The sequence below is a fragment of the Streptomyces sp. NPDC050439 genome (assembly GCF_040655335.1).
Taxonomy (GTDB): domain Bacteria; phylum Actinomycetota; class Actinomycetes; order Streptomycetales; family Streptomycetaceae; genus Streptomyces.
Genome location: NZ_JBFAJT010000003.1, coordinates 249,344 through 274,532, shown reverse-complemented (window position 1 = coordinate 274,532; position 25,189 = coordinate 249,344). Strand labels below are relative to the sequence as shown.

The following is a 25,189-nucleotide window of genomic DNA, read 5'->3' as shown; positions in this document are numbered from 1 at the left end:
GGTCATGCCAAGCGTGTGCGGGGAGCGGGCACTTGGGGCGCGGGCCTGGGGTGGGTGCTCGGGCCGCCGTCGGAGTGATTCTTCCGGTGTACTGTCGCCCGACCGGCGGTGCAGGAAGCGTGGCGGCGCCCTGACCACCGCAGACTCCGGGGAACGCGCCGGGGCCGTCCGGTGCCGAGCAACTGGAGGTGCCCGGTGTCGCAGCCGCCCTTCCGATCACCCGGCCGAGCGCGCCCCCGCCTCGTCCGGCTCCTCGCCGCCACGCTCCTGGTGAGCGCGGCGGTGGGCGGCGCCGCTCAGGCGGACGGCGGCGGCCACCGTGACGGGGGCGGGCCCGCGTCCGCCCCGGCGGCCACCGACTTCTGGGTCGACCCGGACAGCGCCGCCGCCCGCCAGGTCACCGCATGGCGAAGCCAGGGCCGTGCCGCCGACGCCCAGCTCATCCAGCGCATCGCGGGGCGCCCCCAGGCCGTCTGGCTGTACGGCGCCGACCCCGGACCCACCGCCCGCGCGGTCACGCTGGCGGCCACCGAGGCACGGCGCACCCCCGTGCTCGTCGCGTACTTCATCCCGCACCGCGACTGCGGCGACTACTCCGGAGGCGGGGCGGCGACCGCGGCGGAGTACCGGACGTGGGCCGACGAACTCGCCGCGGGCATCGGCGACCGCGCCGCGTACGTCATCGTCGAACCGGACGCCGTCGCGCAGGAGATCGCGGGCTGCGCGAAGGCCGACGCCGACGAGCGGTACGCCCTCCTCGCCCACGTCGTCGACCGGCTCAAGGCCCGCCCGCACACCAAGGTCTACCTGGACGCGGGCAACTCCGGCTGGATCCCCGACGAGCGGCGCCTCGTCGCCCCGCTGCGGCAGTCCGGCGTCGCCCGGGCCGACGGCTTCGCCGTCAACACGTCCAACTACCACACCAACGCCGAGAGTTCGGCGTACGGACACCGCATCGCCGCGGCACTCGGCGGCGCCAGACACTTCGTCGTGGACAGCAGCCGCAACGGAAACGGTCCCTACACCGGCGACGACAAGGAGCCCTGGTGCAACCCCCCGGGCCGCGCCCTCGGCACCCCGCCCACCACCGCCACCGGCGACCCCGTCCTCGACGCCTACCTGTGGATCAAGCGTCCCGGCGAGTCCGACGGGACGTGCCGTGGCGGGCCGAAGGCGGGGCAGTGGTGGCCGGAATACGCGCTGGGGCTCGCGAGCAGGGCACGGGAGGCCGGTTAGGGGCGCGGGTCCGGCACCACGGCCGTGGCGGTGATCTCGACCAGCTGCCCGGGGTAGCCGAGGCACGTCGTGCCGAGCAGCGTCGAGGTGTGCGGGCCCTTCGCGAGCAGGTCGGAGGCGCGGATCACCTCCCATGCCTCGCTCAGCGGGCCGGGCTCGGTGCTCACGACGTACACCGTGCTGGCCACCACCTGCGTCAGATCACTGCCGATCGCGCGCAGGGCCTCGTCGAGATTGGCGATGACCTGTCCGGTCTGGCGCGCCACGTCTCCCTCTCCGACGAGGTTCCCCTCGGGGTCCAGCGGCACGGAACCCGCCATGAAGGCGAGCGTGGTGCCGGCCTCGACGAGGGCGGCGTGGGCGTAACCGGGCGGCGGGAAGAGGGTGGGCACGACGGTGCGCTGTGTGGTGGTCATGGGGCCGATCCTGGGGGAGCGGGGTACGGGGGCGCATCCGAATTCAGCCGGGGCGGGCGGCGTCGGCCGCGTGACGGCTGGCCTAGGCTGAGGTGACGAGGTGCTGAGGTGCGGGAACGCCGCACGAGTGACTGAGGGTGATCGAGGTGGTGCACGTGAGGGCGGGGGCCGCCGCGAACACGGACGCCGCCGACGCCGGGCCTTCCACTGACGCCGAGCGGCTGCTCGGGGAGCTGGTGCGGTCGTGCGCCGCGGTGTTCCTGCCGGCCGAGGTGCCGAGGGAGGGACGGCTCGCGTTCTGGGCTCCGGAGGGTACTTCTGGACGCGGCCTGGCTGGGGTTCGTGGTGGTGCCGGGGGCGGTCTGGCCGGTTCCGCAAGGCATGGGGAGCCCGGAGCCACGGCTGAGGCAGCCCCCGCTGATGGCGCCCCCAAGAGACCCGTGCCCCCCGGCGCCGAGGAGGAAATCGCCGTCGTACGCCGCCACGGCAAGGGCGTCCGTACGCGTACCGTCCCCGCGTGGACCCTGCCCGTGGCGGAGGCCCTCCCGCTACTGCTGCGCGCCACGCCCCCGCACCCCGCCGTGGCCTGCTGGGCCGCCGCCGCCCGGCACGCCCTGCACCTGGCCGCGCGGGGCCGGCTGCTGCCCGGGCTGACCGGCGGTGATCTCGACGCGTGGCGTGCGGGGCCGCTGGACGCCGCCGACGTCACGCAGCTGCGGGCCATCGCCTCGGCGATGCCGGCCGAGGCGCACGCCGTACCGCTGCCCGGCAGCAGGCCCCTTCTGCTGCCCGAGCCCTTCGCCCTGGTCAGGGCCTTCGTCGACGCCGTGGTGGACACCCTGCCGCGTACGCCCGCCGCGCCGCACGCGGTCGGCGCGCCCTTCGCCGCGCGCGAGCCGCAGCGGCTGCCGGGCGCGCGGGAGTGGGCCGCGGAGGTGGCTGCCGGGATGGACGCCGGCGTACGAGTGTCGCTGCGGCTCGACCTTCAGGCGCACGAGGTGTTCGACGGGGCGACGGACGACGGGCCCGGCGGCGTTCCTGAGGGCGTACCTGAGGGCGTACCTGAGGATGTTCCGCACGGCAGGCGGACGGAGGGTGCCGGCGAAAGCATGGCCAGCCCGGCCGCGGCCGTCGTGCAGGTGCACAGCCTCGCCGATCCCACCCTCGTGGCGGACGCCGCCCAACTGTGGTCGGGCGCCGACCACTTCGGCCCCCGTGCCCGCGTGGACACGCTCCTCGCGGTGCGGCGCGCGGCCCGCGTATGGCCGCCGCTGACCCGCCTCCTCGAACGGCCCCGGCCCGACGTACTGCCGCTGGGCGAGGGGGAGTTGTACGAGCTCCTCGGCGCGGCGGCGACCAGGCTCGCCGCCGCGGGCGTGGCCGTGCACTGGCCCCGCGAGCTGACGCGCGGGCTGACGGCGACCGCGGTCGTACGCCCCGCACCCGGCACGGCAGCCGACAACTTCGACTTCTTCAAGACCGAGCAACTGCTGGAATTCAGATGGCAGTTGGCGCTCGGGTCGGAGGACGGCGAAGGTGGAGGTGAAGGCGACGGCACCGGAGGGCCCCTCACCGAGGCGGAGATGGACATCCTGGCGGAAGCGCACCGCCCCGTCGTACGCCTCCGTGACCAATGGGTCCTGGTCGACCCCGAACTCGTACGCAAGGCGCGCAAGCGGGACCTGGGTCTCCTGGACCCGGTGGACGCGCTGTCCGTCGCGCTGACGGGAACGGCGGAGGTGGAGGGCGAGCGCGTCGAGGCGGTCCCGATCGGCGCCCTGGCCCACCTGCGCGAACGCCTGACCGACGACCTGCGCACCGTCACGCCGCCGCCCGCGCTCGCCGCCACCCTCCGCGATTACCAGCTCCGGGGCCTGGCCTGGCTGGACCGCATGACGTCCCTCGGCCTCGGCGGCTGCCTCGCCGACGACATGGGCCTCGGCAAGACGGTCACGCTGATCGCCCTCCACCTGCACCGGGCCAGGCCGGAGCCGACGCTGGTGGTCTGCCCGGCCTCGCTCCTCGGCAACTGGCAGCGCGAGATCGAGCGATTCGCGCCGGGCGTCCCGGTGCGCCGCTTCCACGGGACGGGCCGCAGCCTGGACGGCGACCTGGACGGCGGCTTCGTCCTGACGACGTACGGAACGATGCGTACGAGCGCCTCCGAACTGGCCGCTCACGCCTGGGGATTGGTGGTGGCGGACGAGGCCCAGCACGTCAAGAACCCCCATGCGGCGACGGCGAAGGCGCTGCGCACGATCCCCTCCGCGGCGCGCGTCGCCCTCACCGGCACCCCGGTCGAGAACAATCTCTCCGAGCTCTGGGCCCTCCTCGACTGGACGACGCCGGGTCTGCTCGGCCCGCTCAAGGCGTTCCGGGCCCGCCACGCCCGCCTGGCGGAGGGCGGCGAGTTCGCCGAGAACGACGAGGCGATGGCCCGCCTCGCCCGCCTGGTGCGCCCCTTCCTCCTGCGCCGCAAGAAGTCCGACCCGGGCATCGCCCCGGAGCTGCCGCCCAAGACGGAGACGGACCACCCGGTGACGCTCACCCGCGAACAGGCGTCGCTCTACGAGGCCGTCGTACGCGAGACCCTGGCCCGCATCGAGGCGTCGGAGGGCATCGCGCGCAGGGGCCTGGTCATGAAACTGCTGATGGCGCTGAAGCAGATCTGCAACCACCCGGCGCAGTACCTGAAGGACGGCGCGATCGCCACGCGGGCGGGCCGCTCGCGCTCGGGGAAGCTGGAGCTCCTCGACGAACTCCTCGACACGATCCTGGCCGAGGACGGCTCCGTGCTGATCTTCACGCAGTACGTGGAGATGGCCCGCCTCCTCGAATCGCACCTGTCGGGGCGCGGCATCGGCACCCAGCTCCTGCACGGGGGTACGCCGGTCAGGCGGAGGGAGGAGATGGTGGACCGCTTCCAGTCGGGCGAGGTCCCCGTGTTCCTCCTCTCCCTCAAGGCGGCCGGCACCGGCCTCAACCTCACCCGGGCGGGCCACGTCATCCACTACGACCGCTGGTGGAACCCGGCGGTGGAGGAACAGGCCACGGACCGCGCCTACCGCATCGGCCAGACCCAGCCGGTCCAGGTCCACCGCCTGATCACGGAGGGCACGGTGGAGGACCGCATCGCCGAACTCCTGGCGGCGAAGCAGGCGTTGGCGGACGCGGTCCTCGGCGAGGGCGGCGAATCGGCGCTCACGGAGCTGTCGGACGCGGACCTGGCGGACCTGGTGTCGTTGCGGAGGGTGTCGTGAGGGGCGGGCGCGTCGGCGGGCGAGCACAGGGCGCAGGCCGCGTCTTCCCTCCGCTGCCCCAACACCCCGACCCCCAGGCGCCGTTCGCCACCTCCTGGTGGGGGAACGCCTGGATCGGCGCGCTGGAGGGGACGTCGCTCGACGCGGGGCGGCTCACCCGCGGCCGGGCCTACGCCCGCGAGGGGCACGTCGACACGATCACGGTGGCGCCGGGCCGCATCGTGGCGTACGTACACGGAAGCCGTCCGCGTCCCTACCGCGCCGAGATCCGTATGCGCACCCTCGAGCCAGAGGACTGGGACCGCTTCCTGGACGCGGTGGCCACGGAACCCGCGCACATCGCGGCGCTCCTGGACAAGGACATGCCGCACGCGCTGGTGGACGCGGCCGAACGCTCCGGCGTCCAACTCCTCCCGGGCCCCGGCGACTTGGTTCCCTCCTGTACCTGCCCGGATCACGGCCGCCCGTGCAAGCACGCGGCAGCCCTCACCTACCAGACGGCCAGACTCCTCGACGCCGACCCCTTCGTGCTCCTCCTCCTGCGCGGCGGGGACGAACAGGCGCTCCTCGACGAGCTGGCCCAGCGCAACGCGCACCAGGCGGCGCGCGAGCAGTCCGACACCACGCGGGGCGCGACCACCGCAGCGCTCCCCGGCACCCTGGCCCGGGACGTCCTGGCCACGGAGTACCGCCCCCCGCTCCCACCTCCGATGGCACCCCCCGCCCACCCGGGCGAACCCCCGCTCCTCCCGTCGGTCCCGGGCGCTCCCAGCCCCACCTCCCTGGAGTTCCTCGCCACGGACACGGCGAACCGGGCGCACGCGTACCTGACCGCGGGCGCGGACCCCTTCCCCGCCACTGACCCCTGGCACGACGCGGTCCGCCTCGCGGCCTCCCACCCCGGCCTCACGGGCCGCCGCAGCTTCAGCCGCCAATTCGCCGAACTGGCACAGTCGGTGGACCACACCCCCGCGGACCTCGCCCGTGCGGCGGCGGCCTGGCGCCAGGGCGGCGAGGAGGGTCTGGCGGTCCTGGAATCCCCGTGGGACCCTCCGGCGGGCCCCTTCGACCGGGCGAGGGGCGCGCTGCTCGCGGCGGACCTCCCGCGCATGACGATCCACCGGAACCAACTCACGGACGCACAGGGTTCCTTGCAACTCCGCTTCGGCCGCGACGGCCGCTGGTACCCGTACCGGAGCGAGCCGGGACGGGACGACTGGTGGCCGGAGGGGGAGGCCGACGCGGATCCGGTGGGTGCGGTCACGGGAATGATCGGGACGTAACAGCCGCTGCTTCCTTGGCGGGCGTCCGAGTTCCGTTCTTCATTCTTCGCGCATCCCGCCCAGCCGTCGGAACCCGAACCATTCACGGCGACAGCAAGGGCTTCAGGAAGCGGCTCGGCGCGCCGTGCCAAGAGATGGCAAGCGCATCGCGTGACCGGGTCGCCGCCACGAACAACAGCGAACGCGCTCGCTGTAGTTCGCGTCGGTAGCGCAACGCGTCGGTTCGCTGTAGTTGAAGTACAGCCTGCCGAGGCACCAGCCCTTCGCTCACACCGGCGATGATCATGCGCTGGTACTCCAGCCCTTTGAACCGGAACATGGTGCCGATGTGTACCCCGTCGTCGCCACGCGGGCCGTCCGGGCCGATCTCGAGCGCCCTGATGCCCGCCGGCGCGAGGGCTACTGCCACTTCCCGGGCCATGGCATTGGTCGGAACGCAGATCGCGATCTGTTCGCGAGGGATGTCGTCCCACTCGGCGACGAGGGCTGCGATGGACGCGCACTCCGATTCCCAGTCGGTGCTGCCGTGAAGCTGTGGGCGTGCCCCGCTGAGCACCGACCGGTACCCGGCGAGAGACTCGGCATTCCCGTCGAGATCGTCGAACGCTTCGCCGCTCAGCACTTCGAGCGCCGACCCGAGAATCTGCCGAGTGGTGCGGTAGCTGAGAGTCAACTTGGCTGAGCGCCCACGGATATTGATGCCCAGGCTGCCGAGTGTCACTTGGTTGTTGTAGATCCGCTGATGGGTGTCGCCGACGAGGAAGATGTCGTTGCGGTCGCGCGCGACCATAGCCCGCAGCATCTTCCAGTGACCGGGCCGTAGGTCCTGAGCCTCGTCCACGACGATGTGCTGGTAGCGGTATCGCAGCCAGCCCGCGGAACCGTCCTGCAGGTGGATGTTATCCAGGCCCCCGGCTTCTTCACGCCGCTGCTCGATCCCCTGGATGCGCTGCTCGCGCTCCATCTCCAGACGGGCGGCCCGTTCGGCTACCTGCGCCCACGTCTGACGACCCAGTCGATCGAGCCTCTGGGTGAACTTTTCGGCGAGCTGCCAGATTTCAGCACGCTCGGCACGTGTGACGTTGCGGCCGCGGCCGGCCCTGCGCGCACGGAAGTACTCGGTACGCGAGACCACTGCCTGGCCGAGGATCACTTGAGTCCACTCGTCGTGCAGGAACTCCGCGTCCCAGCCTGTCTCGTCGAGTTCGTCGAGCATCGAACGCCACTCGCGCAGCACTTGGTTGTCGTCGATCGTCTGTTTGTTGCTACCGGGCTCGGCCTCCCGGACCACGCGCAGCGCCAGCTGATCGACGTGGCTGACCTCGACGCGGGTCAGCAGCTGCTCGCCACCGAGTTCCAGCAGTCGGGCACGCAGATCGGCTGCGAGGTTTTTGTTGTACGTGGTGAGCAGTACCGGCTTGTTACGGCCCTGGGGGAGCTTCTCGACCAGATGCTTCACGCGATGCAGGGCAACGATGGTCTTTCCTGTGCCTGGGCCACCGCCTACGCGAGCCGGTCCTGAGTAGTCGCGCTCCACCAGCTTGGACTGCGTGGGATGCAGGAATACCTTCCAGCGTCCGAAGTCCTCGCCCTCAAGGGCTTCTCGCAGCGCCTCGTCGGTGGTCGTGACCATCGTCGCCGGCCGTTCGGCGGCGGCTTGGAAGTCGTGGACGTCGACGGCGTCCGGGGTGGTGACGGGGGCCGTGACCTGGTCCAGTACGTCGTCGAACGACTTGCCGTCGAAGAGCGACAGCAGAATCTCGCCGGTCAGCTGGGGCGCATACTCGATGAGCCCGAGCAACTGATCCTCGGTGGTGAGGGTGCGCACCACAGGTACGAGCGGTTCGGCGACGCCGAGGTCGGTGAGCTGCTGGTCCGAGAAGCGTACAAAGAGCGGCTCGGGGGAGGGGCGTTCGACTGGAGTCTGAGGGCGGGGAGCAGGCGCGGGCTGAGCGGCAGCATCCCGTCGCAGGACGCTCTCTTCGACGACCTGAAGGTCGACGTACTCGATGCCACCCGTGACTTGGTTGATGCCGTATGCGAGGCGGTCGAGGTTCTCGTAGACCTCTTTGCGGTGCTTGACCGAGACGATCAGCCAGTCGTCGTCGGCCAGCCGCAGCAGCAGGGCACGGTACTCGTCGTTGACGCGTGCGGACCAAAGCCTGCTGTCGCCCTTCAGCTGCTTCAGCTGCAGGCCTGTCGCCTGCGGATTCGACTTGAACTTGTGCTGAAAGTCGTACAGAGCGCCTTTGACCGTGCGGGGGAGCTTGAGGATCTCCTTGTCAGCTTTGTCGAGCAGACGCAGCGTCACACTCGCGGTGTTCATCGGTGGGGCTCCCCATGGATCGATCCGTTGTCTTGCTGATCACGATGCTCGTCGGGCGCGGATGGTTGCACGCCGAGCCGCTGGGCCAGGTCTCTGGCGGTCCAATCGCTCGCGGGTCGTACATCCCACCCAGCAGCTGCGAATGCCCGGTCCCGGTCCTCGGCCTCGTAATCCGGATCGGTATTCGATGGGCGATGGGGCAGCACCACACCGACCTTGAAGTCCGGCCAGGCCAGTTCGGCCATCCATCCGTGCTCATCGAGTTCGAAGCCATCCACAGGCGCGGGCACCTCGATGGAGGCCAGTGCCGTTGCCAGCAGCAGCAGATCGGGTTCATCTGGATCAAGGAGGTCCAGTACCGCTGCCCAGCTTGTGTGGGTGTGGGACTCGGACGATTCCGAATTTGCGACGTCCGGCTCGGGCACGGTCATCACCTGTGCCGACTCTTTCACCTCGGGTTCTGTGATCATTCCCAGATCGAGCCGCGTCGAGGTGAGCAGCCCAGAGCCACCGGTGACAGCGAGTGTGTCGGCCGAGAAGCCGTCCAGCAGGCTCGTGGTCAGCTGAGCGCTGTCGCCTCCTCCATGTTCGAGGAATTGCAGCAGATTGCTCCAGAAGAGCCAGGCGCGCCAGCGCTTCTTGTGCGCGTCGGTGTCGTCGACGGCGGTCGCACTGTCGTCCAGGACGGTGACCGCCGTCCAGGACGGGGGCTTGCGTCGACCGTCAGCCACAGCTGTGACCCGGCACCCGGACCGATCCTCCGCGGCAAGGACATGAAGCGGCCCGCCCTCACCGCGAGGGGAAGTACCGCCGAGCGCCGCAGTGAGCTGAGCGCCGACGGCCTCCCCGGACATCGCCGCCACATGGGGCCGTGTCCCGGTCAGCCCGGCCACGGCAGCCTCTGTCCGCCATAGCCACCTACCCGCATCCGGAGAGCGGAGGTAGGCGAGCAGAAGATCCGCAGGATTGATCCATACGTTCTCGGCGAGCTCGCCCGGCAGGCCACCCCGCGTCTTGGCGTAGTAGTCACGGGCCTGGCGTTGCCCGCCGTCTCCATACGGCTGCCACACCGGTTGCGCCGGTCCCGCCGCGGCATAGCCGGTGTCGCGCACGCGTGTGCGCCACTCCTTGACGTCGTAGTACGTCAGTTGGAAGACCCGGAGTCCCTCCGCGCGCAGGCGGGTGCGCTTGACGGCGTCGTCGGCAAGCCGGTTGTGCTTGGTGCTGGCATGGAATTCGTAGCCGTCGAGGTAGAGGGCGAGGCGGGGGCCGGGAGCGTCCAGGCGCTCGAAGAGCACGTCCGGCCGTGTCCCGTCCAGAACGCGCTGCTGGGAAACTCGCCAACTGAGCGTGCTGCCACCCGATCCGGTCAGCCGTAGGTCCAATGAGTACGTGCCTGCTGTCGTCGTGTACGCGTCCGCACTTGCCTGGGAGCCGGGCTGCCCGGACCACTCCTTGAGCGTGTCGATGAACATGACCTCGAGGTCGCTCTCGGCCTGACGTTCCAGCGGGATGTGATGAGTGGCGGCGACCGGTGAGGTCTGCCAGCGCTCGCCGGCTTCACCCAGCAACTCGTCCAGCATCTGTCGCACTTCGCTTCTGCTGACCCGGTCGTAGTCGGTGGCAGGCACACGGCGCAGGAGGCAGCGGTGGCAGCCGTCCAGGCCCTTTTCGATGCACGGACAGCTTTCGATCACATCCCGTGCCTTGAGCAGCACTTCACGGAACCCGCCTGCGGACGCGAGGCGATGCAGATAGCCGGTGCCGCCCGGCAGCCGGTCGTAGACGACCAAGAAACGCCGGGGCCAGTCGGAGTCGCTCCCGTCCGGCATCGAGGCGGACGCGATGTCGATGTGATCGGGGTCCCCGCCGTAGCGCGCGGCGATCCCCACGAACAGAGCCGCGGTGAAGGAGGCAAGCCGTTCCTTGGCGCGGGCGACGGAGGCCGGGAGGAGGATGCGTACGGCTTCGGTGACCAGTTCGTGGGCGAGCAGCAGTGGCACATCCTGGCCCTTGCCCTGTTCCTCGGCGCCGGCGGACCGTGCTTTTCGGCGGGGGCACCAGAGCAAGTGATGTGCACTGGCTCTGGTACCGGCCGCCAGGGATTCGGTCAGGGCGTTCTGAGATTGCTCGACCACGGGGCGGCCCTCAGCGGTGGAGCCTCCACAACTCGTGCAGACGTAGAAGGGGTTGAGCCGTACGTCTTCGCCGGCGATGGGGGCGGTGCTGCTGCCGTCCTGCCGGTCGAGCCCCAGGTTGAGTGTCCTGATCACCGCGCGTCGGGAGAAGTCCACACCGAAGATGGCTGTGTCGTGCCGCCACGACCCGGGCATGAGGTGGACCGGGTCGATGTCGACCGCGGTGAGCATGGAATACCGGCGGCGGTCCCGCTCGTCCTTGTCGTCCCGGACTCGCGCGTCATCGCGCTTGTCCCGGGCGATGACGCGCTTGGGTTCGAGTACGTATTGGACGCATCCGGCGTCTGCGATCTCCCGGCCGTTGCAGCGTGGGCACGGTGACGTGTCCGTCTTGGCGTTCTCGGTCCTGGCGTAGCCGCAGGCAGGGCAGAGCCGCCACACCGACCAGGCGCGTCGGTCCGGGCTGCCGATGTCGAGTGCGCGTACGACATGCTTGTAGCCGTTGACGTAGAAGCTGTTACCAGGGGCGAGCTCGGAGAGGGAGAGCCTGCGGGAGCGCTCGTAGTCCCGTACTTCACTGCGGTACGTCTTTTTCGCGCCGACAGCGTCACCGTCGCTCTCGGCCTGTTCCTCGGTCCAGTAGAGGGTCGCTTCGAGCTGAGTCGTCGTATCGGCGAGGCTGTAGTTCGGCAGCAGCCCCAGGTCGACCAGCGCGCCATGTGCGCTGGTCTGGCTGAGCTCACGCAGCAGATCACCAGTGGCGCGGCGCTCGGCGAACAACTCCCGGTGCTCACGGTCCTGTTCAGGGTCGGAGCGGACGAGGCCGTCCATCGCTGTGTCGATGGCCGAGATCCGCCGCCGAAGATCCTCGCGACGCGCTGTCCAGTCCTCCTCGGCCTCTTGAAGGGCACGGACGATCCCACCCGTGGCGTACCTGCGCAGCTCGTCGGCGGCATGTTCGGAGACTCCCGTACCTTCCGTGCCCGAGCGGGGGAAGAGGGACAGGAAGCTTTCGACCAGCGTGGCGCCGTGGGTGAGGGCGGCGTCCGCGAGGTCCTGACACCAGCCGGTGGTGCCGAAGAGGGCTGATACCAGCCGCGGCACAGGCTGAAGCTGTTCGGCGTCCGCTGTGGCGAGCGAGCCCCGGGCGGCGAGGTCCAGTAGATGTGCCGTGTACTGACGGCGCAGGATCTCCACCGCGGAGAGGTAGCAGCCGGGCGGCACGATGTCGCCTGCGATCATCTCGCGCGGTTCGTCGAGGTAGTACAGGTCGCGCGCACGCCGCCCGCCGAAGCCGACCACGAGTGCGTTGCCGGTCTTGCGGCCGGCCCGCCCGGCGCGCTGGACGTAGTTGGCCGGGCCCTTCGGGAGGGATCCGAGGAGTACGGCCGACAAGTCGCCGATGTCGATGCCCAGTTCGAGGGTAGGGGTGCATGACAGGACATTGGGGTCGGTGTAGTGCGTACCTTCCCGGAAGGTCCGCTCGACGCGTTCACGCTGGGGGCGGGTGAGCATGCCCGTGTGTTCTGCCGTGACGACCCGGAACGTGCCGCCCGTCACGTACAGGCGCCGGTAGTAGTCGTTCTGATAGTCGCGTTCACGCGAGCCGCCGAAGCTGCCCGAGGTGCTGGTCACACTGAGGGAGACGTCGTCCTGCGGGGGCCTCAGCACCCCCTTGCAGCGGTAGCGCGGGCACGGGTGCCCGTACCAACGCGTCCTGCGGTCCGGCAGAACAACCTGCTCCCAGCCGCAATCGGCGCAGCTGACGAAGGCTTTGTTGACGGAGGCGTCGTCCAGCAGGCGCACCTCGATGTGGCCCGGCTGCAGTCCGTACACCCGGGTCGTCCGGTCCTGCGCTGTACGGACCGCCAGTACATGCTCCTCGGCGAGCACGGGCAGCAGTCTGCGCAGATACTCACTGGCCCCTGCCGCGTCCAGGCCGAGGCACCGGCGGGTCCAGTCCTGGTACCAGCCGAGCCTGCCGGTAGCGGCGTCGAAGGACGACTTCTCCTTCGGCGCATCGAGAAGGAACCGAGGAGCCGCGACACCGTCGGGGAAGGCCGGCATGCCGTCCGGCCGCCCGCCCCACACCTTGAACCGGGTGACGCCCGCGTCGCGCATCCACGGCTCCAGCCACCGATGCCGCACACCTCCGCGCAGCCGGATGCGCTCCAGCAACCCCCGTACGAAGGCCAGATAGCGGTCGTAGGTAGGCAGCCCTCCCGCCACCACCAACTGCCCGGGCAGGGAAAGATGCAGATCCCTGGCGAGCGCGGTGATGCGCTCCGGGTCCTGAAGGACGATCTCGGCCGCGGCTGTACGCGTGAGCTCCAGAGTGCGGCCCTGGCGCGAGCGCAGCCCGAACTCCATCACGGTGGCGAAGGCGAGCCGCTCGCCGATGAGTTTCCACGTGCGGGCATCACCCGTGCCGCGTCCGGACAGCAGCCGGTCCACTCCCGGTTCGTCGTGCAGATCCGGCGGTACGACGGCGGCAAGCGCCTGGGGGTCGTCGACGGAGTCGAGTACGTTTCCGATCAGGTCGTTGAGGGCCAACGGCTCATCGGAATCCGCGAGATTGTGGGCCAGCAGCGACCGCAGCGAGAACTTGTACGAGGCGTTGGCGACGTATCCGGCGCGGTGCGCGGCGTCCTGCGTCGAGTCGTTGAAGAGCAGTGTCTTGCGTTCTTCCGGTACGAGGGCGATGTCGCCCCCCGTGAACAGCTGGGTGACTGTCGCGGAGGCGAGGGCGGCCAGCGACGTGCCGAGAAAGCGAATGCCGTTGTCGGTGTTGCAGGCAGGACAACGGTCGTCGACGGCGGCCTTGTCCGCCGACTTCTTGTCCGTGATGGCTAGCGCGAACCACCCGTCCTGAAGATCGTCGCGATCCGTGGCCACGGGCATGCGATACGTCCCCTGCGCACCGTCGAGCACCACGACCGAGAGTGGATCGACACCGCCGGAGGATGGGTTCGTGCCGGTCAGAGCGTTGAGAGCATCGTCCCGCTCGGCAGCGGTAGCAGCGATGAAATAGCGGATGCGCCGCTTGTCACGCCCGACTCCGGCACGCCACACCTTGTCCTGTGCCATGACGAGCTGCTGCGGATCCGCCTCTGGCGAGAGCGCTGCCCACCCGGAACGCCCGCAGTTTCGGCAGTAGACGGCGGGCAGATGCACGGCGGCCGGGCGCATCGCGGTATCGGATCCCGGCTGTGCCAGCGCCCGACGTGCATCGCCCGACGGCCACCCGCCGGACGACCGCTCGTCCTCTTCGCCGGTCCCGACGGGAGGCGCGGCGAGGGCCGCCCTGCGTGCGGCGGTGCGGTCATCTTCGTACCACCGGAATTCAGGGCTCGGCCCCACGCCTCGCAGCACACGGGTGACGGGCCGCACCCAGAGATGAGCCTCGACGTGGAGCAGGGGCCGCGGCCGCTTCTCGTCCGAATCGGGGTCCCTGGCCGCGGACAGCAGTGCCACGAACCGCGACAGGGCCTGGAGCACCAGTCTCGGATTCTCCCGGGCGGCTCGCCCCCACGCGTATCCGAACCGGCTCATCCGGTCGCGCAGTTCCCATTCACTGAGCGGCTCGCCGTCCAGGAGGGACAGCACACCATGCGTGAAGTCGTGCCGTTTGAGCAGCCTGCCGATCTGAAACACATCAAGGCGACGCCGCCCCAGCAGCTTCTCTGCGAGCCCGTCCAGATCCAGCAGGTCCGGTCGGGCCTCGACGCCTGGCCCGCCGGAGCTTTCGATCACTTCTCTCGGTGTCGGCGGCTCGGGCAGTTCGTAGTCGACCTCCCCGGTGAACTGTCCGGCGGACATCCGCTCTTCACCGATTACCGCGTCAGCCGCGAACGGCATCCCGAAGACCTGCTCCGCCACATCGCGGATCCCGCTGCTCTGGCTGCTTGAGCTCCCGTTCCCTCCCTCGCCGAGCGTTGCCGATGTGGCAACGGGGCAGATGGACCCGAGTGGCTGCCCGGGGCGGTTCTTCCCCGTGGCGGACGCGAGCCTACGAAGCAGCATGGCGACATCCGTGCCCTGGGCCCCGTCATACGTGTGGAACTCGTCGAGCACCACGTGGGTGATGTCCGCGTCTTCCCACAGCGCCCGGTCCTCGCCGCGCTGCAGCAGCAGGTCGAGCATTTTGTAGTTGGTGATCAACACATCCGGAGGTGAGGCCCGCATCTCCTCGCGCCGTGTCATCACGCGTCGGAAGTCGGTGTCGGGCCGGTCCCCGATATACAGCCCGGCTGTCACCTGGGCGAGCTCGGGCTGCGCGAGGTATTCCCCGATACGACCGGCCTGGTCCGTGGCCAGGGCGTTCATCGGATACAGCAGTACGGCCTTGATCCCGCTCCGCCCGCGGGCCTTCTCCCGGCGGCAGTGGTCAAGGACGGGAACGAGGAAGGACTCGGTCTTCCCGGATCCGGTACCGGTGGTGATCAGCGTCGGCCGGGCCGGCCCGCGAAGAGTCGAGAGCCGTTCCCAGGCCTTGGCCTGGTGCCGATAGGGCGGAAATCCCGGAATCCAGTCGAGGTGCTGCTGCCACCCGTCGTCGGCCGTGTGGAACGGGGTCCTGATGCGCAGATACGGCCCGCGGAAGATACCTGTCTCGGGGTGACCGAGGAAGCGCTCCAGCGCGAGGCGTGTGTCGCCGTCGGTCAGGGCGTAGGTCGTCGTGAGGTATTGGGTCAGACTGCCGCGGATCTGGGCGGCGGCCAGGGTTGGCCTCACGACGTGCTCCTTCGTGGCAGGTTGTTGTCCAGGTCAACCGTATAGCGGGCACCTGTCCGCGTCCGTCGAATCTCGGCTCGCACGAGTGGGCCGAGGCCGGAGTCACGTGCGTGCCGATGGCCCTGGCCAAAAGGAGCCCGCCCGTCCTTGCTGCCCACGTACAGTCACCTGGTTGGTCGATGAGCCGAGCGTGGGACAGGTGCGGGAGAGATCGGGGGAGTGCGTGCATGGTCGAGGCCAAGAAGCCGTATCCGGTGGCGGATCTACTGAGAGCCGTTCGGTCGGAAATTCTGGCAGAGCGGCGAAATGACGGGGGCGACGCGCAAAAAGTCTCACTTTCCGGCGGTCGCCTCGTGTCATCGGTTGCGGACCGCTTCGAGTACCTCTTTGTGTGCAGGAAGTGGCACGAGTCCCTGGACGGAATGCCTGTACTCGTACGAGCCTCACGATCGCGTGGTCCTTGGGTAACGGCGGAGGCGTCGCGTAAGCCTGACGGAGGCGTGCGGCTGGTCACCGCAGCGGATCTGGGGCAATCGGTGCCCAATGCGCAGGTCCGGAGGGACGATTCCGCTGGGTTGGCCGCCATCGCCGAGCGTCTTGAATCGGTGGGCGAAACCGACAGCGCAGTACATGTGGAGAGCGCCGGCTGGATCGTCGGTCAGGGCAGTCCGAAGAACGCACGCAATACGGACCCGGGCCGCTGGATTGCAAACTGGCAGTCCCTGAAGTTGAATTCACGCCAAAGGTTCGCCGTCGAGCAGGCGCTGGCAAGTCAGATCCTTTTCCTTTGGGGACCACCTGGAACGGGAAAGACGGATGTCGTCGGGCACATTGTCGAGGGCAACTTCCGCCAGGGACTCAATATCCTATTCCTAGCTCCGACAAAGGTCGCGGTCGACCAAGCGCTGGAACGCATCTGCGACCTCCTTGCCACTCAGGACGGCTTCTCGGAGGGGTTGGTCCAACGAGCGGGCGACATTGAAGTCCCGTCTCTGCGCGAGCGATACGGCGAGTACGTCGACACGACGCAAATCGCTGCCCGTATTGCCGCCCAGTTGGACGAGGCTCTCACTCGGGCGAAGGACGCCCTCAAGGAATCCCGCGCCCTCATTGCTTTGCATGATGACCTACGCTCCCTGGACGAGCGGCTTGCAGCGGCCCGCGCGACGAACGCCGAGGCTGCGGCGACAAGCGCGGCTGCCGAGCACGAAGCGCTGCGCGCACAAGCCGATGCAGAACAGCTGCGCCTCGCGATAGGTCAGTTGGGGCAACCTGGCGGTCTCTTCGCGAAAAGGAAGGAAGCGCAGCTCGCTGTACTCCATGCCGAGCTCGGACGGGCCGGTACCGCTGCGTCGAGTGCGGCACAGTGCCGCGTAGCTGCCAAGCGTCGGGCCGACGAGGCCGCTGCGGAGATCGGCGAATTGAGCGGACGTCTTGCCTCTGCCCGGTCTCGCCTCGTAGGGGCTCCCGCACGTCCGGTACTCGCCGGCCAGGCCGAGACCCTGCAGAAGCAGCTCGACGAACTTGATCGGCAGCGTAGGAAGATCCAGGACACGGTGCGGTCGAAGTGCCGGGTCATGGGGGCGACTGTTGCCAAGGCGGTCCAATCGCGCAAGCTGCTCGACCGTGTGGACGTTGTCGTGATCGATGAGGCAGGAATGGTTGATCTTCCCTCGGCTTGGTTGGCTGCGGGCCTGGCCGGGAAGAGAGTCGTTGTCGCAGGTGACTTCCGGCAGCTGCCGGCTGTGACCAAGGGTGACGGTGACCGGAAGGCAACGGACGAGGAACGCGCACACTCACGGGAGTGGGCCGCTCGCGACGCCTTTCACGCAGCAGGTCTGGTGTCCGCTTCCGGAGGAGTCCGCCAGGATCCCCGGCTTGTGGCCCTGGACACTCAGTACCGTATGCGCGAGCCCATCTGTGGACTGGTGAACGCGGTCGCCTATCCCGACGCACCGCTCGCCACAGGTCGTGACGATCGCAGCAGAGTTCCCTTCAATCCGCTGGTGGAGGCTCCGGTCCTCCTCATCGACACTTCCAAACAGCGCATCGCTGGGCCTGACTACAAGGCGAACACGGTGAACGAGGCTGTGGTGCATGAACTCGTACGCGGTCTTCAGTACGAGGGAGTCCTCCCGGGACGGAAGTGGGGCGACGGGGGTGCGCCGGGGAATGGACGGGCCACCGACAGCCTTGCTGTCATTGCCCCGTACCGTGCCCAAGTGAAGGCGCTTCAGGGCAGTTTGAAATACCGGTTCGGAGAGGAATACGAAGGCCTGGTCGACACGATCCACCGGTTTCAGGGCAGTCAACGCCCGATCGTCGTATTCGATACGGCCGTAGGCGCAGGTAAGGACCCCGGCATCTTCTACAAGGGGACCGGTCTCTCCTCGCAGACCTGCCGCCTTCTGAACGTCGCCCTGAGTCGTGCCCAGGATCACCTCGTCGTCGTCGCCGACCTCGAACACTTGCGGAAGCATCTCGCGCCGCACAGTGAGGCCCGCGTCATGATCGACCACCTCGAGAGCCACGCGCAGGTGATGTCGGCCGACCAGCTTGTGCCCACCCGGGAAGCAGCCCAACTTTCCAGTCTCTCCGAGGAGGAATTGTCACGCCCCGCCTTCTTTCCAGCCGACGAGGTCTACAAGGCGGTGGAGTGGGACATCGAGCGGGCGGACGCGAGCATTGAGGTCTACTGCCCTTTTCTCGACCCCGCTCCGGTCCGCAAGTGGTCCAGTCTGCTCGGGCAGCGCGCGAGTGACGGCGTCCGAGTTGTCGTCTACACCCGTGCCGCGGAAGAGCAGCGCGACGATGCCTCGGCCGAGAAGCATCAGCAGCGGATTGATCAACTTCGCGCGGTCGGCTGCGAGGTGGACTTCCGGGAGCGTATGCACGAGAAGGTACTTATCCTCGACAGTACGGTCCTCTGGCACGGTTCGCTCAACTTGCTGGCGAACAGTGGCCCGACGGACCTGATGATGCGCTTCACGGACCCAGCGTCCTGCGAGCGGGTCAGCAGGGTCATCGAACGGGCCCGGAAGGACAAACCGGCCTGGAACCCGCGAGCAGCGGGTGCCGGCGTGCAGGGCAGAGACACAGGTGGCACTCGCCGCGCGGCGATGCCTGACGGCATAGGCCCTGGAACGGTCGTGGACGGACGCCTCTATCTCGATGTTCCCTTCGCCGAGAAAGACGAGGCGAAGAAGCTGCTCAATGCCCGGTGGGACAAGCCGAAGGGGCTCTGGTACGTCGACGCCGCACGCGTTAGCCGTGATCAGGCTCGTCGCTGGCTGCCGTGAAGTGTGCGGTTTCGATCCGCTCCGTGGCGACCGGCATCCCTCCTGATCCCTGCCGCCTATACCTGGCCACTCTGCTGACGCTGCCAGGCGCTCCAGGCATTGGGGGCAGCTGTGCTGTGAACACCGCCGGATCCGATGTAGAGCACCGTGGGATTGTTGTTATGAGGGCCGTACCCTACGGATCCCCGTACCAGGAGAAAGGACCCTGGCTGAGGAACCCACCCCTCAAACCAGGTGTCCTGCTTGGCCCCAGTCTCGGTCCAGATCACATACGCCTTGGAGCCGTTCTTTGCTCGTTGGTAAATTTCGGCGACCTGGACGATGTGGAAATTAGGTCCGAGTTGTCGCAGGGAGGCGTGGAGACGCTCCCATTGCTGTGCGGCGGCGGCCTCTTGGCGGCTCTTCTTGCGCCGTAGGATTCCTAACATGACCGCAGGCTAGCTTGTAATGGGCATGCCGCCTACTTCGCGGTGCTGACAATGTGATCCATTACTGCGGGCTCTGTTCGTCTCGGGGGCCATGACGACGGGAGTCTCGGCGCGGAGAGCCTCTTCGGGAGGTGCCGCTGCGGGGCGCTGCCTGTTCAGAGGCTGGCTCAAGGGGGCTGACAGGCGGCGCTTCCAGGCCGCCCACATCGGCCATGCCTTCATCGGGTTCGAGGCTTGTGAGATGGCGCTCCAAGTCCCTGGGACCTCGGGACAAATGGTCAGCGTGCCCGGCGAGGCACTCCCTCCTCCAGCCGCTTGCGGCCGATGTAGCCGATGCGAATCTTGCCCTCTTCCGTGATCAGGCGGAAATGGATCCGTCCCGGCCGTGGCTGGTAGCGCGTATGAAGGCTGAACAGCCGCTTGACCCCGCCGAAGTCGGTGAAGTCGCACAGCCCGAGATTGATGCGGCTCTCGCTCTCGGGTACGACCTTGACGGCCCAGGCCGGCTCCGACTCTCCGGGGCGCCAGGCCTCCGCCGCCGCATTCAGCCGTAGCAGTTCTTCGCGTACGGAGGGGACGGCCACGCCAGGGAGATCCTTGAGGTTCTCCTCCACGCCCGGAACGAACTGAAGTTGAGGGAACAGGTCCTTTCGACCGGACCACAGCTCCGTGCCCGTGGTCACCGACGCCGCGGCGGTGTCGCGGATCCACTCCTCATGTTCCACGACATGCGCGTGCGCTGCGGCGTGCCGGACATCGGAGCTGCCCTTGAGGTAGTCGTCCTCGTCGAGAAGCTCGTAGTCCAGCTTGAGCCACGAAGCATCCCAGCACGGAGCGGAGGGGAGGCTGACGGCGAGAGAGTTCATGAGGTGGGCGGCAGCCAGTCCGAGCACCGGGAAGCCTTCGTGGTGATACTCGCTCTCCTGGTTGTCCGGCGGCTTGGGCAGTACGCCGGAGAGCGGGGCCTTGCGTTGCAGCACGCGCCGCATGAACTGCCAGGCGTCGTGATTCCTGGGTTCGTTGCGCCACTGCTGAAGGTAGTAGCCGGGGGCGATCTCCACGTCCTCCAGGCGGACTTCACTCACCAGCGTCGCACCACGGTGGATCTTCCAGATGTCCTGGCAGACCTTGATGAAGTCGTGCATGTCCTGCCGGGCCTCGTCCGGCGTGGACCGGGAAGCACAGGACTTCTCGTTGAAGAACAACAGCACCACTGATGCGCCCCCCTGGCGACTTGAGAAGACTGACCGTCGGCGAGGCGCTCAGTCGAGAAGCTGGTCGAGCGTGTGATCCGTCTCGTCGAAGAACCCTTCGGGCCACTCGGAGAGCATGCCGTCCTCGCCGACTGCCGGAGTGACGATCTCCACGCCGGTTCCGTTGCCGCGGAAGTAGTGGATGGCGGTGTCGGCGGCCTTCAGGCGGCCCTGCTTGACTGCGAGGCGGGTGCCGTCGAGGACGTGATCGCTGTGTGTTTCGACGATCAGTTGCGCCCCTGCGGAGGCCGCGGCGGCGATGAGCGTTGCCATCCGTGCCTGGCCACGCGGGTGGAGATGAGCCTCGGGGTTTTCCAGGAGGACGAGGCTGCCGGGTGTCGCCGTCAGGCAGGCCACGACGATGGGCAGCGCGTAAGTGAGGCCGAAACCGACGTTCGTGGGGCGACGGCGTCGCGAGGAGTCCAGGCCGGTCGTGCCGCCGAATCCGTAGCTCAGTCGTACGGAGTCGATTCCGGGGATCTCCGTCGCCTCGAGATTGATTCCCGGGCACAGCTCCTGCATCCACGCCACGACCTGGTCGAGGAGGGTGTGCGCGCGAGCTTCGGGGTGGCGCAGCGGTCCGTCAGGGACGATGTCCTGCGCGTGATGGCGGAGGAAGTTGACGGTGTGCTCGCCGCGTGAGCCCAGAAAGCGGCGGCCGATCGCCTGGTGGTGCGACCGGGGATAGGAGGTGGCCGGGACGATGCGGTCGGCCTTGAGATACTGGAAGCGCCGGGAGAAGAGCGGGACCTCGCCCCAATGCTCGGGCGCCGCGGGCGCGTCGGTGCGACGCAGGGCGAGTACGTCCTGCTCCGGCGCGTACCGTGCGGCCCACACGTAGTCCTGCCCGCTGTCCGTGCGGAACTCCACCGTGATGAGCGGCTCGGGCTCGCCGTCGACGCTGACGAAGTCCTCGTGGAGCAGGTCCTGGCCGGTGCCCAGCTCCACCAGATCGCCGTCGAGGAGGAATCCGCCGCGGCTGTCGGGATCACCGTCGGTGGAGAGCAGGATGCCGGAGTCGTACGACTGGCGCAGCAGGGCCAGTGCTTGCAGAACCGTGCTCTTGCCGGACGAGTTGAGACCGGTGAGGAGCGTGACCGGGGCGAGGCGGATGTCCGCCGACCGGAAGGCCTTGAAGTTGATCAGCGACAACTGGTCGATCACTGGGTACTGCCCCCGTCGGATTCCAGGATGGTACGGAAGAGATCACGGATCCGGGCGAACCTGCGGACCACCTTGGCCCTGTCACCCGTACCCACGGACACGGCACGCTCGAAGTCCCGGTCCGTCATGAGCAGTTGGAACCCTTCGATCACCATCTCGCGGGACGCTACCAGCGAGGCGCGTTCGGTATCTGTGAGTTCGGCGAGGTTCACCGCCACCGTCTCGAAAATGGCTTTGTTGACCGGCGAGCGCCGCGTCTGCCCCGGGTAGAGCTTGCGGAAGGCATGCCCGTCGAAGATCTGCTCGGCGGTGGCCATCGCCCGTTTGAAGTCTTCGGCGTGAGCGCTCCGGTCCTCGGGTGACAGCCGATTGATCTGCCGCATGGTGAGAGCGAGGAACTGGTCGAAATCCTGGGCCTTGAAGGAGTCCGGCGGCGAGAGTCGAAAAGCCAGGGCGCGGAGTACCATCTCGCGATCGGCCATGCGCTCGCTGTAGACGCCGCTGCTGGTGGCCGACACGAACTCCGGCGATTCGGCGAGTGAGGAGAGCAGCTCCCGGGCCGGCCCGGGAATGAGGGCGTGCCGGATCTCCTGACGGGTGAGCGGGAGCCCTCCCGTATTGATCCGGGCGAAGATGTTGAACTTGACCGCTTCCGGAGTGCCGGGGCGGATGACATGGACGACGACCTGCGTCTCGTTGAGCCGGATCTGCAGCCGTCCCGTGAGGTCGGTGTAGCCCTTGCCCTCGAACTCTTCCCGCAGGTACTCGAGCCCGCGCAGCCGGAGCGGCCCAGCGTTGATGCCCGCCACCTGGGCCAGCGCCTCGGGCGCGATGAACCTGGCAATGGCCGTCAGCCGCTGGATGCCGTCGACGATCGCCCAGGAGCTGTCCTGGCTCCATGAGCTGTCGTCGAGCTCCGCCGCGTAGAAGGAAGGGATGGGAATGCGCAGCAGCAGCGACTCGATCAGCCGGCTCTGCTGCTCGTCCGACCAGATTCCGGCCCGCCGCTGAAAGTCCGGGGCGAGGTCGATCATGCCGTTGCTCAGCCGGGACATGAGCAGGTTGATGGTCGGGTTGCTGGTCTGGATCTCAATCTTGGACGGGTCGTACGGCGCCGTGATCTGGTCGGCCCCGTCCTCCGACTCGGGGTCGGGGAGCTCCAGCTCCACGTCCGTCCCCCGGCCATCGGCACCGACCTCGACCCGGAAGCCTCCGCTGTCCTCGGCCGAGGCCTCGTCCTGGTAGCGCTCGAACAGCGACTGCTGCTCCCTGGCTGCCGCGCGGCGGCTGCCGATGCTGTCCTCCAGCGACATATGTCCTCGCGTCCCGTCTCCTGGTTCATGACGTCATCCCAGGGGACCGATTCTGCCCGATGCGGTGCGACGCCGGGCGTTCAGTACGCCCAGCAGGCAGACCAGGGCGCAGAGAGTGATGCCAAAGGTCAGCGACACTTCCGCTCGCAGGTCCCACGGCAGTCCGGGCGTGTGGCGGGCAGGAGGACTGCACAGGGCGAGGGCGGCCGAGAGAGTGAGAAGGACAGGCCAGCGTTTGCGCACGGGGTAGCCGGCCGCGGTCGCGCAGGCCAGTAGGGGCAGACCGACGGCGAGAGGCAGCAGGAGCGGGTAGCCCAGCCAGACAGAATCGTCGCCGTACCGGATGGCGACCCTGGTGAACCAGACGCAGCCGAACAGGGAGAGAAGCCCTCCGACCCCCGCAGCGACGGCCGGTACGGTGCGCAGGCCCGGTGGCACGATGCGTACCTGCCACGGTTTGTCGTCGGTGTCGCCGCCGTCGATAAGTCGGCGCGTGAAGGCACGTGCGCTCGCGACGGCGGACCGATGCGCGATCCAGGCGAACAGCAGGGTCAACATCAGGAGCACGGAAACCAGGTGCAACGAGTGGCCCAGGAGCGCGCCTAGGAAGGAAGCGCGCTGGTAGAGGGCAGGCGCCAGCAGGAGGGCTGCGGCGAGGCCGAACAACAGGCCGTGCAGCATGCGGCGCCGAGCGGCCTGCTGCCGACGGGCGTCATCGAATGCTGCGACGGCCCCGGCCCAGGCATCGGCTGCCGGCCTCATGGCGTTCGGCTCTCCCGCCGACAGGTCCTGGAGCAGGTCCGCGGCCAGTCTCCGTGGCAGAACCCCGCTGGCATGGAAGTAGAGGGTGTGGTCCGCGACAGGGTTTCCGGTCGCGGAGATCCAAGGCTGATCGACGCCTTCGGGCACTTCCGGCCCCAGCATGCGGCCGACCATGTCGTGGGGGCTCGTGTATTCACGCCACTCGATGCCACGACGTTGGTGATCGAGGGCGAACGAGTCGGGCGGCTGGGAGCTCAGGGCGGCATTGGCGACCCGCCCGGCGAACATGGAAGGGGAGATGCCTGCGGCGATGGCGGCCATGTGCGCGAAGTCGAGATGCAGGCTGGACAGTACGGCCTTCACCAGCTGCAGCGAGGCATCGATGACCCCCATGGACCACGAATGCATGACTTCAGGGTCGGAGAAGAGCGACAGAGGCATCACTGTGGCGTGCAGTGCCGTGTAATTGAGGTGAAGGAACGCGCTCAGCTCGGGGCCGAACGCCTCCCATGTGATCGGGCCAATCCCCCAGAGGAGGAGAGGCACGCAGAGGGTCGCGACCCAGACCGGGGTTCTGATCTCAGGGCGGTGGAACGTCTTGAGCAGAGAGATGGGCTTCAAACCGGATCCCACTCCGACGAACCGCCGTACTTTGCCATGCTGTTGAGGCGAGCCCGGCGCCAGAACGCGGTGCATCAAGTATCCGCCCTGGGAGTGGGCGATCACGATCACCTCGTCGCAGTGGCGCTCCATCCAGTTCAGCTTTTGGTGGAGATGATCCAGGAGCTGCTGCGTGCGGGCCTCGTCCGTCGCCGCGACCCGCACGTGCCAGATGATGTTCTTGTGCGAGCGCGCCCACCAGGCCAATGCGGCCAGAAGGAAAAACAGGAAGACCCTGGATCCTGTGGAGCCACTGACCGCGAGGGCGATGCTGTAGGGCAGCAGCCACGCCAGCAGCACCAAGGTCAGCACGCGCCACATCATCCTCCCTACGCTGCGGTTCTCCGATGAGGCGATCGATCGGAAGGGCGAGGTGATGGTCCGGCCCGCACCGACCAGGCCGTCACGCAGAGCTTGTCGCCAGGAGGGCGGGCCAGGGGCGAGCATCTGTAGATCGCGACGGTCCGGCCCGATGATCCAGGCCAGCAGCGGGAGGGCGGCCAGGAGGAAGGCGAGAGTCCGACGCATGGAGGGACGCCCCAAGGAGACGAACTTCTCGGACCACAGGGCCTCGGCGAACAGCGCGGTGCGCGGGCGGCCGTCGCCGAAGTTCACTGTGACCTCGGCGTGGCGGATCTCGCGGTCTTCTCGCGTCGCCGAGAGCGGCTGATCCTGCCACTGCACGGCGTGCGCGCCGTGTACGTCTCGAAGCACGCCGGTGACGGATTCTCCCCAGGCGAGGGCGTCGCCGGGGCGCTGGGTGCCCACGCCGTGCACGAAGAAGTAACCGACGCGCCAGCGCGCAGGCGGGGTGGGAGCGGTGCGGCGGCGATCGGTGCGGGGAGTGCGCCGGTCACGCTTCTTGGACTTGCCCAAAGTGCGGATCCTGTACGTCGGTTGCTCGTATGGAGCCCTGC

General features: G+C 68.4%; 11 protein-coding genes. 4 read left to right on the top strand and 7 right to left on the bottom strand.

Annotated features, from left to right (window positions below):
- The first annotated feature begins 195 nt into the window (after window positions 1–195).
- On the top strand, window positions 196–1,236 hold the full coding sequence (locus AB0I66_RS14275) for a glycoside hydrolase family 6 protein (protein WP_363208125.1): 1,041 nt from the start codon (window positions 196–198) through the stop codon (window positions 1,234–1,236).
- On the opposite strand, the gene AB0I66_RS14270 is transcribed toward AB0I66_RS14275, so the two are convergent.
- Entirely contained in the window at window positions 1,233–1,652 is a 420-nt protein-coding gene (locus tag AB0I66_RS14270; RefSeq protein ID WP_363208124.1) for a RidA family protein, read from the bottom strand. The genes AB0I66_RS14275 and AB0I66_RS14270 overlap by 4 nt on opposite strands.
- 221 nt (window positions 1,653–1,873) lie before the next feature.
- Between AB0I66_RS14270 and AB0I66_RS14265 the strand changes: the two genes are divergently transcribed.
- Both AB0I66_RS14265 and AB0I66_RS14260 read left to right on the top strand, forming a co-directional pair.
- Window positions 1,874–4,912 carry a DEAD/DEAH box helicase gene (locus AB0I66_RS14265; protein ID WP_363208669.1) on the top strand — a complete coding sequence of 1,013 codons (3,039 nt, stop codon included), beginning with the start codon at window positions 1,874–1,876 and terminating at the stop codon, window positions 4,910–4,912.
- The gene (locus tag AB0I66_RS14260; protein ID WP_363208123.1) at window positions 4,909–6,195 is read left to right on the top strand and encodes an SWIM zinc finger family protein; all 1,287 of its coding nucleotides are present in this window, start codon (window positions 4,909–4,911) and stop codon (window positions 6,193–6,195) included. The genes AB0I66_RS14265 and AB0I66_RS14260 overlap by 4 nt, the downstream gene beginning before the upstream one ends.
- 82 nt (window positions 6,196–6,277) lie before the next feature.
- On the opposite strand, the gene AB0I66_RS14255 is transcribed toward AB0I66_RS14260, so the two are convergent.
- On the bottom strand, window positions 6,278–8,521 hold the full coding sequence (locus AB0I66_RS14255) for a UvrD-helicase domain-containing protein (RefSeq protein WP_363208122.1): 2,244 nt from the start codon (window positions 8,519–8,521) through the stop codon (window positions 6,278–6,280).
- Entirely contained in the window at window positions 8,518–15,393 is a 6,876-nt protein-coding gene (locus AB0I66_RS14250; RefSeq protein WP_363208121.1) for a DEAD/DEAH box helicase, read from the bottom strand. The genes AB0I66_RS14255 and AB0I66_RS14250 overlap by 4 nt, the downstream gene beginning before the upstream one ends.
- Window positions 15,394–15,620: 227 nt before the next feature.
- Between AB0I66_RS14250 and AB0I66_RS14245 the strand changes: the two genes are divergently transcribed.
- The gene (locus AB0I66_RS14245; RefSeq protein ID WP_363208120.1) at window positions 15,621–18,692 is read left to right on the top strand and encodes an AAA domain-containing protein; all 3,072 of its coding nucleotides are present in this window, start codon (window positions 15,621–15,623) and stop codon (window positions 18,690–18,692) included.
- Window positions 18,693–19,398: 706 nt separating this feature from the next.
- Here the strand turns inward: AB0I66_RS14245 and AB0I66_RS14240 are convergent.
- Genes AB0I66_RS14240 through AB0I66_RS14225 form a run of 4 tightly spaced genes read right to left on the bottom strand, consistent with a single transcriptional unit; the run spans window position 19,399 to window position 25,148 of the window.
- Window positions 19,399–20,334: a hypothetical protein gene (locus tag AB0I66_RS14240; RefSeq protein ID WP_363208119.1), complete on the bottom strand. Its 936-nt coding sequence runs from the start codon at window positions 20,332–20,334 to the stop codon at window positions 19,399–19,401.
- 48 nt (window positions 20,335–20,382) lie between these two features.
- Complete coding sequence (locus AB0I66_RS14235) at window positions 20,383–21,537, bottom strand: DUF3696 domain-containing protein (protein WP_363208118.1); 1,155 nt, start codon at window positions 21,535–21,537, stop codon at window positions 20,383–20,385.
- The gene (locus AB0I66_RS14230; RefSeq protein WP_363208117.1) at window positions 21,534–22,850 is read right to left on the bottom strand and encodes a DUF262 domain-containing protein; all 1,317 of its coding nucleotides are present in this window, start codon (window positions 22,848–22,850) and stop codon (window positions 21,534–21,536) included. Before AB0I66_RS14230 ends, AB0I66_RS14235 begins: the two co-directional genes overlap by 4 nt.
- Before the next feature lie 33 nt (window positions 22,851–22,883).
- On the bottom strand, window positions 22,884–25,148 hold the full coding sequence (locus AB0I66_RS14225) for a hypothetical protein (protein ID WP_363208116.1): 2,265 nt from the start codon (window positions 25,146–25,148) through the stop codon (window positions 22,884–22,886).
- Window positions 25,149–25,189 lie beyond the last annotated feature (41 nt).